This window comes from Planococcus sp. SSTMD024 (assembly GCF_041320495.1).
GTDB lineage: Bacteria > Bacillota > Bacilli > Bacillales_A > Planococcaceae > Planococcus.
The window spans coordinates 369,110-381,842 of the sequence record NZ_JBGGNS010000023.1 but is presented as its reverse complement, the minus strand read 5'-3'; the positions used below and the strand labels follow the sequence as shown (position 1 = coordinate 381,842).

Annotated in this window: 10 protein-coding genes; all 10 read right to left on the bottom strand. The window is 50.8% G+C overall.

Features of this window, described 5'->3' with window-relative positions; translation table 11 throughout:
- Positions 1 to 61: 61 nt before the first annotated feature.
- Positions 62 to 1,906: a DNA mismatch repair endonuclease MutL gene (mutL, locus tag AB9R92_RS16170; RefSeq protein WP_370670455.1), complete on the bottom strand. Its 1,845-nt coding sequence runs from the start codon at positions 1,904 to 1,906 to the stop codon at positions 62 to 64.
- Between the two features lie 4 nt (positions 1,907 to 1,910).
- Positions 1,911 to 4,436 (bottom strand): DNA mismatch repair protein MutS, encoded by a 2,526-nt coding sequence (mutS, locus tag AB9R92_RS16165; protein WP_370670454.1) that lies wholly within the window; start codon positions 4,434 to 4,436, stop codon positions 1,911 to 1,913.
- 135 nt (positions 4,437 to 4,571) lie between these two features.
- Positions 4,572 to 5,000: a YlbF/YmcA family competence regulator gene (locus AB9R92_RS16160; protein WP_058380497.1), complete on the bottom strand. Its 429-nt coding sequence runs from the start codon at positions 4,998 to 5,000 to the stop codon at positions 4,572 to 4,574.
- 229 nt (positions 5,001 to 5,229) lie between these two features.
- Positions 5,230 to 6,027 carry a TIGR00282 family metallophosphoesterase gene (locus AB9R92_RS16155; protein ID WP_370670453.1) on the bottom strand — a complete coding sequence of 266 codons (798 nt, stop codon included), beginning with the start codon at positions 6,025 to 6,027 and terminating at the stop codon, positions 5,230 to 5,232.
- A 66-nt stretch (positions 6,028 to 6,093) separates the two neighbouring features.
- Positions 6,094 to 7,653: a ribonuclease Y gene (rny, locus tag AB9R92_RS16150; RefSeq protein ID WP_058380495.1), complete on the bottom strand. Its 1,560-nt coding sequence runs from the start codon at positions 7,651 to 7,653 to the stop codon at positions 6,094 to 6,096.
- A gap of 230 nt (positions 7,654 to 7,883) precedes the next feature.
- On the bottom strand, positions 7,884 to 8,951 hold the full coding sequence (gene recA / locus AB9R92_RS16145; RefSeq protein ID WP_370670452.1) for a recombinase RecA: 1,068 nt from the start codon (positions 8,949 to 8,951) through the stop codon (positions 7,884 to 7,886).
- Between the two features lie 175 nt (positions 8,952 to 9,126).
- Positions 9,127 to 10,380 carry a competence/damage-inducible protein A gene (locus AB9R92_RS16140; RefSeq protein WP_370670451.1) on the bottom strand — a complete coding sequence of 418 codons (1,254 nt, stop codon included), beginning with the start codon at positions 10,378 to 10,380 and terminating at the stop codon, positions 9,127 to 9,129.
- 24 nt (positions 10,381 to 10,404) lie between these two features.
- On the bottom strand, positions 10,405 to 10,983 hold the full coding sequence (pgsA, locus tag AB9R92_RS16135) for a CDP-diacylglycerol--glycerol-3-phosphate 3-phosphatidyltransferase (RefSeq protein WP_370670450.1): 579 nt from the start codon (positions 10,981 to 10,983) through the stop codon (positions 10,405 to 10,407).
- Positions 10,984 to 11,032: 49 nt separating this feature from the next.
- Positions 11,033 to 11,896: a helix-turn-helix domain-containing protein gene (locus tag AB9R92_RS16130; protein WP_370670449.1), complete on the bottom strand. Its 864-nt coding sequence runs from the start codon at positions 11,894 to 11,896 to the stop codon at positions 11,033 to 11,035.
- A gap of 16 nt (positions 11,897 to 11,912) precedes the next feature.
- On the bottom strand, positions 11,913 to 12,713 hold the full coding sequence (locus AB9R92_RS16125) for a YmfK family protein (RefSeq protein WP_058380490.1): 801 nt from the start codon (positions 12,711 to 12,713) through the stop codon (positions 11,913 to 11,915).
- Positions 12,714 to 12,733: the final 20 nt, after the last annotated feature.

Here is a 12,733-nt window from a genome sequence, read left to right as displayed (position 1 = left end):
TAATCTTGTAGTGAAGCATCTTCTGCCGCTCCCTTAAACGCATACAGTTTAGTGCCGGCACTCAATTCATTACGCGCTTGAACATTTTTTCGATATCGTAAGTTTTGAAATGAATGATGACCGGGCGCCCGTGGGGGCAAGTGAATGGCTGTTCGGCCTTCTTCAAATCAGCCAATAAATGTTCCATGTCATGCTTTTGCAGGAAGTGGTTCGCTTTGATCGAACGTTTGCAGCTCATCATGATGGCCGCCTCTTCCCTTAATTTCTTAATATCGACTTTGCGTTCGGCCAGCACTTGCTCAATTAAATTTTCGATGACTTCCTGTTCAAAGCCTTTCGGGAACCACGTCGGGTATTCCCGGACAATGAACGTCGTCTCGCCAAATTCCTCAAGAAATACGCCGCTTTCTTCCAGGGCCTTCACTTGCTCTTTCAAATGCAGCGCCTCGTCCCGGCTGTAATGGAAGGTTAACGGCAACAGCAGCGACTGGCGTTCATTTGAATCGATATCCCCTACTTTTTCGCGGAAAAATTCATACTTGATGCGTTCCTGTGCAGCGTGCTGGTCGACCAGATAAAAGCCATCCGAGCTTTGCGCCACAATATAGGTTCCGTGGATCTGACCGACCACTTCCAGTTCCGGAAATTGCGGGCTGTCGTCAATAGCTTGGCGACTTTCAGGTTCATCAAAAGGCCCCTGCACGTCTTTTGCCGGTTCCTGGGCCGGTTCACCGGCTGGTTCTAGCCTTGGCTCCAGATGGAATTCCTCAACACGTTCCTGCAGCTTGTCCTGTTTCCAATCCATCGATGACAGGGGTTCCGGTTGACGGCGCACTGTTTCTTCAACCGGGCGCTTCCACAAATCCAATTGCCGGCTCGGCGCCTGCTTGGCCGGCTTCGGCTTTTCGATGACCGGCGCGCGCACTGCGGTCTGGATGGCTTTGCGAATCGTCTCATGGACCAGCTCAAGCAGTTCCTTTTCCTTGCTCAGCCGGATTTGCTGCTTCGAAGGGTGCACGTTGACATCGGTCAAATACGGGTCCCCTTTAATGTTCAAGACGACAATCGGCTGGCGCTCAAGCGGCAGGAAGGTATGGTACGCCTTATGCACCGTATTGGCGATGGCGTAATGCTTGACCCAGCGGCCATTGACGAACAACGAAATATAGTTTTTATTGGCGCGCGTAATTTCAGGAAGTGAGGCAAATCCTTCGATTTGGTAATCAGGCGATTCGCCTTCAAAAGCGACCATTTTCTTGGCGATGGCCACTCCGTAAATATCCGCCAGCACACGGCGAATCTCACCGCTGCCCGCTGTCTGCAGCAATTGCTTGCCGTCATGGACCAAGCGGAATGAAACTCCTGGATAACTGAGTGCAAAGCGGTTCATCAAATCAATCGTATGCCCGAGTTCCGTCTGCAAGGTTTTCATGTACTTCAATCTTGCCGGCGTATTGAAAAACAATTGGCCGATGCGGATATCCGTCCCTTGCCGCAATGCCCCTGCCCGCTGGACGGTAAGTCGCCCGCCTTCAATCTCCAGGTGGGTCCCTGCCGCTCCATCGGATGTGTGCAATACTACTTTCGAGACAGAGGCAATACTGGCCAGCGCCTCACCGCGGAAGCCGAGCGTGCGGATGCGGAACAGATCGTGTTCATTTTCGATTTTGCTCGTGGCATGCCTTGAAAACGATAAGAGCGCGTCTTCCTCATCCATGCCCGCCCCGTTATCGATGATCTGTATCGAAGTCAGCCCTGCTTCCTCGAGCAACACTTCTATAGCCGTGCTGCCGGCATCGATCGCATTTTCCACCAATTCCTTGACGACGGAAGTCGGCCGTTCGACGACTTCCCCTGCTGCGATTTTATTGGACAGCGGTTCGTCCATCAACCGGATTTTGCCCATAGGATTAGCCTCCTCCGTTAATTTTCTCCTGCAAGTCGTTGATCAGCTGCAACGCTTCAAGTGGCGTCATGCGTGAAACCGATGCATCTTTGATGGTTTGAAGAACTTCTTCGTTCACCGTATCGCGTTCATCAAAAAACGATAATTGTTCTGCCTGCTGCTGTGTTTTATGATTATCCGCCTCGAAACTAAGCAATAATTCACGCGCGCGGCGCAAAATCGCTTCCGGCAAATTGGCCAGTTCCGCTACATGCACCCCGTAGCTCTTATCGGCCGGCCCCCGTTTCACTTTGTGCAGGAACACCACTTTGCCTGACTGCTCCATAGCGGAAACGTGGACATTGCTCAGTTTCGGCAGTGTTTCCTCGAGTGCCGTCAATTCGTGGTAATGCGTTGAGAACAACGTATTGGCGCCGATCTGTTCATGGATGTATTCAATCATCGACTGCGCCAGTGCCATGCCATCGTAAGTCGAGGTGCCGCGCCCGATTTCATCGAATAGCAGCAAGCTGCGGTCTGTGGCATGGGTGATGGCGTATTGCGACTCCATCATTTCGACCATGAACGTACTTTGGCCGGAGACCAGATCGTCCGCAGCACCGATGCGCGTGAAGATCTGGTCGACAATCGGCAATTCCGCAGAAGCCGCTGGGACGTAGCTTCCGATTTGCGCCAGGACAATCGTTAAGGCGACTTGGCGCATATAGGTGCTTTTGCCGGACATATTCGGCCCAGTGATTAACAGCATGTTGCCATCATCGCCGAGTTCGCAGTCGTTCGGGACATAATGCTGTTTGTTGAGCATCTTCTCGACGACCGGATGGCGGCCTTCGCGAATCGAAATTGTCCGCCCGTCATTTAAGGACGGTTTTGTGAAACGGTATTTCTCCGCAACTTCTGAAAAGCTGATGTAGACGTCGAGCGCGCTGACTTTCGAAGCCAGTTGCTGGATGCGCGAAATGTACTCTTTCACTTGCTCGCGCACGCTGACGAACAATTCGTATTCCAATGTCAGGCTTTTTTCTTCCGCCGTTAAAATCAAGGTTTCTTTTTCTTTCAACTCCGGCGTAATATAGCGCTCCGCATTGGCCAGTGTCTGTTTTCTTTCATATCGTTCGAGGTCCGCCAAATGCATATTGGCTTTTGAAATTTCGATGTAATAGCCGAAAATACGGTTATAGCCGACTTTCAAGGAACGGATCCCGGTTTTCGCCCGTTCTTTTTGCTCGAGTTCCGCAATCCAGTCCTTGCCGTTTCGTGAAGCGTCCCGGTATTCATCCAATTGCGCATTAAAGCCGTCGCGGATGATGCCGCCTTCTTTCGCTGATAGCGGCGGATTGTCGCTTATTGCAGCCAGCAACTCGCATACTTCCGGGCACGGGTCCAAACCGGCGCTGAATTGCTCGAGCGAAGAGTGACCCGAGCCCGCAAGCTCACGCACGAGTTCCGGAATCTTCTCCAAGGAATTGCGCAGCTGCGCCAAATCCCGCCCGCTCGCGCTGCCGAATGCCACACGCCCAGATAAACGCTCGAGGTCATATACTTCTTTCAATAATTGCTGCAATTCCACACGCACGAAATAACGGTCCATTAAAGCTTCGACCATTTTCTGACGTGCTTCGATCGCAAAGCGGTCCGCGAGCGGCTGGTGCAGCCATTGCTTTAACTTGCGGCTGCCCATGGCCGTGACCGTTTCGTCCAGTAGCCATAAAAGCGTGCCTTTATTGTCACCGCCACGGATCGATTCGATCAATTCCAAATTGCGCTTTGAGTAATAATCGATGCCGAGGATGCGGGCATTTTCACGGAATTTAAACGGTTGGATATGGCCGAGCGATTGTTTTTGGGTCGCTGCGATATAGGCGAGCAGCCGCTTGCTGCACATTTCCAGCTCGGTTGGGCAGTTGGCGAACAAGGACGGTTCCGCTGCAAAAGGCGCTTCCATATGCTCGACTGATAAAATGAGCTGCTGGTCCTCTTCTGCGAGCAATAAGCGCAATTGCTCCGAGACGACCAGTTCGCGGATATGCAGCGCCTGGAGTTCGTTGAGCAAGGCTTTTTCGTTGCCCGCTATGTAGGTGGCGGTCGATTCGCCCGTAGAGATGTCCAAATACGCAAGGCCAAAACCGCCTGCCACTTCATCGGCAGCCGCAATGAAATTATTCGCTTTGGCATCGACGCTTTTGCCTTCGGTATGCGTCCCGGGCGTAATGAGGCGGACCACTTCACGTTTAACTACGCCTTTGGTCGTTTTCGGGTCTTCCACTTGTTCGCACACCGCGACTTTATGTCCTTTTTGAATCAGCTGGTCAATATAATTTTTCGCGGAATGATGCGGAACCCCGCACATCGGAATGCGGTCTTCTCCATTGCCGCCGCGGCTCGTCAACGTGATTTCCAGTAACTGGGACGCTTTGATCGCGTCGTCGTAAAACATTTCATAAAAATCACCCAAACGGAAAAACAGGAACGCATCCTGGTATTCGGATTTCACTTGCAAATATTGTTGGATCATTGGTGTCGGTGCCATTGTCTACCCTCTCTCATTCAATCAATTGTTCGTTTCCCCATTATAACAAACTCAAAGGCAGAAACGAAAAAACTGAAAGAGCTGGGCTCTTTCAGTTTCTATAAGATCACTGCGCAATTTGTTTTGCACCGCGGGTCATGAACAGCTTCCGCCGCCATCGTTCCGTACTTTGGATCCTGTTTCACCGCGCAGCAAGTCGCCGCCAGTATCCGTGATGATGTTGTTGGTCACTTGATTGGCAATGGCCGTAGAAACCATCTGCAACAGCGAATTGACATCGCTTTGCGATTGCTTGAATTCCTGAACGATCGGCACAGCATCAATTTCATCTTCGATTTTCTGGATTTTTTTCTCGATCAATTCAAGCGCGCGTTCTTTCCCGTAATGCTGGAAGTTGACCGCTTGTTTTTGAAGGCTTTTCAAGCTGGCAATTTTTTCGCGGATTTGCTGGTTTTCGTTGATTTGTGCTTCCGCACGCTTAAAGAAATCCACTTCTTCTGTTTCAGCGATCATGTCCGCTACTTCCCGTGCTTTATCGACGATTTGTTGTTTTGTATAAGTCATTTCCGTAGACACCCATTTCCTGGTCCGGTGCCAAACCCCGGCATCAGACGCTATATTTTGATTTTCTTTATCTGTCAGAACACTTTCGCTTACGATTGTACAGTGAATCCGCTAAGCCCGACAACAATTTTGTCTCAAGCCAGCCATTCGTCCATCTCTACCCATTATACTGAACGAATGGGGCTTGATACAAGCTGTGCGGGCAATTGTCGTTAATTCGACACCGGGTTCATGCTTGGAATGGGTAATCTTCATTGATGTAGATTCTCTCACAGCCTAAAGCTTTGCCGGTATTGTCGTCAATTTCCGTGAAAAACCCGCTGACGACCGAACGGCCTGTTTTTGGCACTTCAAAGCGCGTCGGCATATTCGTCTTGAAACGGTACAAAACCGAATCACGCTTCATGCCAAGGATTTCGTCGTATGGGCCGGTCATGCCGACGTCCGAAATATAGGCTGTACCACCTGGAAGAACCCGTGCATCAGCTGTCTGGACATGAGTATGCGTTCCGACGACAGCAGAAGCGCGGCCATCCAAATGCCAGCCCATCGCAATCTTCTCGCTTGTCGCCTCCGCATGGAAGTCGACGAAGACGAGCGGCGATACTTGCTTCGCTTCCTCGATCAATTCATCCGCCATCTTGAACGGATCGTCATGGGCAGGAAGGAACACGCGGCCGTGCAAATTGATGACCGACAAGGTTTTGCCGTTTTTCGTGACAGTGGCCATGCCGCGGCCAGGCGCTTCTTCCGAAAAGTTCGCCGGTCGGATCAAGTAATCCACATCGTCGATAAAATCGAAAATTTCTTTTTGGTCCCATGTATGGTTGCCCATAGTCACCATGTCGACCCCCATGAACAAGAGATCCTGGTAGATCGACTTCGTGATGCCCCGCCCAGCTGCAGCGTTTTCGCCGTTTGCGATGACGACATCCGGTGCATACTTGCGTTTCAGCCGCGGCAAATAACTTTCGAGCGCTTCTCTCCCGATTGACCCTACAATATCCCCGATAAATAAAACTTTCATGCAATCACCTTTCCCCATAAGAAAAAGGCTTCTTTGAATGGATATTCAACGAAGCCTTTTTCGTTTTTATTTTGCGTATTCAACGGCGCGCGTTTCGCGGATGACCGTCACTTTGATATGTCCTGGATAATCCAATTCTTCCTCAATGCGCTTGCGGATATCGCGTGCAAGGCGGTGAGCTGTCATATCGTCGATCTGCTCCGGGCGAACCATGATCCGGATCTCGCGGCCGGCTTGGATGGCGAACGATTTCTCGACACCTTCGTAAGACTCCGAAATCTCTTCCAGCTTCTCAAGCCGGCGGATATAGTTCTCGAGCGTTTCGCTTCTGGCACCTGGGCGAGCGGCGGATAGTGCATCCGCTGCTGCGACGATGACCGAAATGACCGAAGTCGCTTCCGTGTCGCCGTGGTGGGAAGCGATGCTGTTGATGACGACTGGATGTTCCTTGTATTTCGTCCCGAGCTCCACACCGATTTCAACGTGGCTGCCTTCGACTTCGTGGTCGATGGCTTTGCCGATATCGTGCAAGAGACCCGCGCGTCGTGCAAGTGTCACATCTTCTCCAAGCTCTGCTGCCATGAGGCCTGACAAGAACGCTACTTCAACCGAGTGTTTCAGTACGTTCTGGCCATAGCTTGTGCGGTAACGGAGTCGACCGAGTATTTTGATCAAGTCTGGATGCAAGTTATGTACACCTACGTCAAATGTGGTTTGTTCACCAATTTCACGAATTTGTTCATCGACTTCACGTCTTGACTTCTCAACCATTTCCTCGATTCTCGCTGGATGGATGCGCCCGTCCGACACCAACTTCTCAAGTGCCAAACGCGCTGTTTCGCGGCGAATCGGGTCAAACCCGGAAAGAATGACCGCTTCCGGCGTGTCGTCGATGATTAAATCGATACCGGTCAAGGTCTCAAGCGTCCGGATATTGCGTCCTTCACGCCCGATGATGCGGCCTTTCATCTCGTCGTTCGGCAAGTTGACCACGGAAACGGTCGTTTCCGCTACATGGTCTGCAGCAAAGCGCTGCATTGCGAGCGATAGGATGTTCTTCGCTTTTTTGTCCGACTCTTCCTTGGCACGGGCTTCCGATTCTTTGACCATGACTGCGATGTCTGTCGACAATTCATTCTCCACTTGCTCAAGAATGATGCTTTTCGCTTCTTCACGTGTCAACGATGAAATCCGTTCCATTTCGGTTTGTTGCTGCTGAACCAAATTCTCAGCTTTGCTCTCCATCTGTTCAATATGCTGTTGTTTTTCGGCAAGAGCCTGATCCTTGCGTTCAAGGCCGGCCTCGCGTTTGTTTAATGCATCATCCTTGCGATCCAAATTTTCTTCTCTCTGCAACAACCGATTTTCGTGTTTCTGCATTTCCGATCGGCGTTCTCGAATTTCAGATTCAGCTTCAGTACGCAATTTATGATTTTCGTCTTTCGCTTCCAGCAAGGCCTCTTTCTTCAGCGCCTCTGCTTCCCGTTTTGCATCTTCGACGACTTGCTCTGCGGAATGTTTGGCGCCAGCCATTTTGGAATCGTTTGCCTTTTTCAATGCAAAATACCCAACAACTACACCGACGATGATACCAAGCAAAGCGAAGATGAACTCAGTAATACCCATTCGGACACCTCCTCTTGCTATTGATTTTTTACATTTTCAAAGGATGAATCAATAACTCGTTGTCTTTCATCAATCGTTTAAAAATTAGTAAATAATACAATTTTAATTGTATAGATGGACCTATGCCCTGTCAACCCTGCCACGCCGGCGCCCTTTGCTTACAAAAAAGACTGCGAAGCAATTGCTTCGCAGTCTTTACAGAAAGTCTCTATGGAAGTTCAAGCCGAAGCCTATTCCTCTTCGTCGACAAGCAAGTTGAAGTCTTCTGCTTCTTTCTTGTCATCTTTTGGGACAGATACTGAATAGGAAGCTGCCGTCATGCCATAATGTTCACGGACCTTGCCTGCGATTTCGTTGCGGATGTCTTCATGCTCACGCATAAATTGCTTGGCATTTTCACGGCCTTGCCCGACGCGTTCATTGTTATAGGAATACCATGAACCGCTTTTTTGGACAATATCAAGATCTGCTGCAAGGTCGACAATTTCACCTTCACGCGAAATCCCCTGACCGTACATGATATCGACTTCCGCCGTGCGGAACGGTGGAGCTACTTTATTTTTGACGATTTTGATCTTCGTGCGGTTACCGATGATGTCATTGCCGGATTTCAAGGCTTCTGCACGGCGTACTTCTAGGCGCACAGATGAATAGAACTTCAACGCGCGGCCACCCGGTGTGACTTCCGGGTTCCCGAACATGACGCCGACTTTTTCACGGATTTGGTTGATGAATACAGCAATGGTGTTCGATTTATTGATGGCACCCGACAGTTTACGGAGAGCCTGTGACATGAGGCGGGCTTGGAGCCCGACGTGGGAGTCGCCCATTTCGCCTTCGATTTCCGCTTTTGGCACAAGTGCCGCTACGGAGTCGATGACGACGATGTCTACCGCACCACTGCGCACGAGCGCTTCTGCAATTTCTAGTGCCTGTTCGCCTGTATCGGGCTGGGATAGCAATAGTTCATCCAAATTGACACCAAGCGCTTTTGCATATACTGGGTCGAGTGCATGCTCTGCATCGATAAATGCAGCCGTGCCGCCGGAAGCTTGCACTTCAGCGATGGCATGGAGCGAGACCGTCGTTTTACCCGAACTTTCCGGACCGTAAATCTCGATGACCCGCCCACGCGGATATCCGCCTATGCCAAGTGCGATGTCAAGGGACAACGAACCACTTGAAACGGTTGAGACATTATGGCCTGTGCTTTCACCCAATTTCATGACAGACCCTTTACCAAATTGCTTTTCTATTTGCTTTAGCGCCATATCCAGCGCTGCTTTACGATCGCTCAAAAGAAATCCTCCTCTTATGTGGAAACCATTTTTCTAACTGATTTCAGTATACTAGTTTATTGAGAAATTTACAAGAAAAAAGCGAACGTTTATTCGTGTTCGTATAAATGTTTCCCGAATTTGATCGCCACTATCCTATCATTCCCCGGAAATGGGCATGAAAAAACACGCAAAATTAAATTTTGCGTGCGTCTTCATCTGCCAGTGTCCGTATCAAGTAGTATAAGGCCAGTTTCACCGCACGGATGCGATTGGTGTTTCTCATTCCCGATAGCTGGAGGCGATAAGTTTTCGTGCCCTGATGGCTCGCGATGCCGATCCATACCGTTCCTGCCGGTTCCTCGCCATGTGCATCCGGCCCTGCTGCCCCGGTCAAACTGACGCTCACATCGGTATTGAATTTCTCCCGGACAGCCGAAGCCATCGCTGCAGCCGTTTCTTCGCTGACGACGGAATGCTCTTTGAAAAATCCCGGCGTCATGCCGAGCTGTTGGATTTTCATCTGTTCATTGTACGTGACGACGCCGCCATTCAAGACAGCGCTCGCCCCAGCGACAGAAGCTAGCTCCGACTGGAACAACCCTGCTGTTAAGCTTTCTGCCGCCGAAACCGTCTTGCCTTGGCGTTTCAATAAATCGATGGCTTTCGAGGCAAGAGAATCGTCGTCATAGCCGTACAGATAGTCACCGACGCGCTCCAAGATTTCTTGTTTTGCGCCATCGATCAATTTCCACGCCTCATCCGTGGTGTCCGTCTTCGCCGTGATGCGCAGCGTGACTTCGCCGGCCGATGCCAGCGGGGCAATCGTCGGGTTGGTCTGCTTATCCAAAATGTCCTGCAGGCGGTCTTCGAGTTCCGCTTCCCCGATGCCGTAGAAACGCAGCACATGTGAAAGGATGACGTTTTCCTCGTTGAGCATGCGCACCAATTTCGGTTTCGCCTCGAATTGGAACATCGGCTCCAGTTCATGTGGCGGCCCGGGCAGCAGCATATACATATGGTCGCCGTTTTGATATATCATGCCCGGTGCCATGCCGTTCTCATTGAACAGCACTTCGCTGCCTTTAAGCACGAGCGCCTGCTTTTTATTGTTGTCGGTCATCGGGCGGCCGGCGCGCTCGAAAAACGCGGCAATCGATTCCATTGCCGAATCGTCCATCGAAAGTGTCGTGCCCAGATGGTTTGCGATGGTCTGTTTCGTCAAATCGTCTTTCGTCGGACCGAGCCCTCCGGAGAAGATAATCAGGTCGGCTCGCGATTCCGCGATGGCGATCGTTTCTTTCAAACGCTCCGGGTTGTCGCCGACTACGGTGTGGTAATACACATTGATTCCGATTTCAGCAAGATGCCCCGAAATGAAGCGGGCATTCGTATTGGTGATCTGGCCGAGCAGAAGCTCTGAGCCGACAGCGATAATTTCTGCGTTCATAGCGGTCTTCCTTTCATGTAGCGTTTATTTGGACGCCATAAGCCCTTTGCGGTTGGCATAAAAATAATCCCATCCGGACCAGACCGTAAACACCAAAGCGATATAAAGCATGATCTCGCCGAATGGAATGCCCACTAAGGCGAAGAGCATATTGTAAAGCAATAGCGAAATGATGGCGAACAGTTGTGTGACGGTCTTGATCTTGCCTAAATTCCCTGCTGCTACGACTTCCCCTTCGCCTGCCAGCACCAAACGCAAGCCCGTAACCGCGAATTCACGGCTGATGATGACGATGACGACCCATGCCGGTGCGAATCCGAGCTCGACCAAAATGATCAACGCTGCGGAGACGAGGAGTTTGTCGGCAAGGGGATCCAAGAACTTGCCGAATGTCGTCACTAGATTGTATTTGCGCGCATAATATCCGTCGACCCAATCGGTGGCGGACGCGAAAATGAAGATCAATGCGCCGATGAAATGCGCGACCGGCAGCGTTGCCCCCAGAAGCGTGATCTCCCCCCAGCCGAAATCGACGAGCATGAAAGCCATGAAAATCGGGATGAGCAAGATCCGTGAGATGGTGATTTGATTTGGAATATTCATTTGTTTTTCTCCTTTCAATCCTTGCAGAAAAATAGCCATCGGGTGATGGCTATTCGGCATCATCAAAACGGATGATGATGTTTTGCGGTTTTCGCTCTTGTTCATACGGCACCGTTTCGCCGTTCAATTCAATTGAGAGCATGGTGTAATCCCCGACGCGCATGAAAACGTTCGTTTCATCGGATACATCAACAGCTTCCGTTTCCCCAGCCTCGAACACGCGGGCGAGACTCAATAGTTCAGCCCCGTCATCATTCAGAACACTCAGCCAGGATGCCCCATTTGCGGTAAATTCGAGCTGCTTGTCAGCGGGGCCTGTGAAGGTATATGTCGTTGTCTCACCTGATACGCTCTCAAGTTCCAATTGGGCTTGTGGCTCTTTGGGTTCCGGCTGTTCTTCCGGTTCATCAGCAGGAGCTTCTTCTTCCTCGTCCGCTTCCGGCTGTTCTTCCGGTTGTTCAACTGGGGCCTCATATTCCACATCGCCGCTCTCTTCTTCAGGCTGGACGTCGTTTCCCGATGTGCTGAGCAGATAGAAATACCAAATGACCAATAGTATGAAAACGATAAATAATGCCACCAATACTTTCGGCATCGATTCCGCGACGGGGCCAGAGCTGCGTTTTTTCTTCTCCGGCCTGCGCGTTAAATGCTCAGCAGGGGCGGTCCTCGGCTCATCTTCCGGCAATTCACTTTGATGCTCCCTTAACAAGGCATCGCCGTCCAAGCCGACCGCTTGTGCATAGCGCTTGATAAATGCACGCACGTAAAAGCTGCCGGGTATGGCCGAATAATCCCCTGTTTCGATGCCTTCCAAATGATGCTTTTGGATTTTTGTCCGCTCATTTAGCTGTTCTAAACTTAATCCTTGATCCAGCCTTGCCTGTTTCAGCTTCGTGCCCAATTGTCCCATGTCATCACCTGCCTGGTTAAAAGTTGAAACCGTCGCCGAACATGTCCATCTGGTCTTTATTGTCCATAAACGTGTTTTTCTCCAATACTTCATACGTAATCTTTTCTTCTGGATGATGACGCAATTCGATAATGTAATCGAAATCGTCGATGCTGTACTCGGAATGCTCGACGAATTTATCGGGGTGCTCAACCACTTTGATGGTCGGCATGCGCATCATCTCTCTTACGAGTTGAAGGTGGCGCTCATCGGCTGAACGCCTCGTGACGATGCCGTCCAAGATGAAAATATTATTGTCGTTGTGTTCATCGCCCATCAATTGGTTGCGGACGGTCTGCTTGATCATCGTGGAGGACAGGAAAATCCATTTCTTGTTGGCGCTGACGCTTGCGGCGACGATTGACTCGGTCTTTCCGACACGCGGCATGCCCCGGAGCCCAACCAGTTTATGGCCTTCCTGTTTGAAGATTTCTGCCATGAAATCGACGAGCAGGCCGAGTTCGTCCCGCACGAACCGGAACGTTTTGCGGTCGTCTGCGTCGCGCTGGATATAACGGCCATGCCGCACTGCGAGAATGTCCCGCAATTTCGGTTCGCGGAATTTTGTCACCGCAATCGTTTCGATCGTCGACAGAATCTGTTCAAAGCGTTCGATCTGCACATCATGCTCCGCACGCAGCAGCATGCCGCGACGCCCCTGGTCCACGCCGTTGATGGTGACGATATTGACGCGCAGCATGCCGAGCAGCGATGCGATATCCCCGAGCAGGCCCGGGCGGTTGACTTGGATTTCATACTCAAAATACCATTCTTTCATGCTTCACTCTCCTTTCCCAT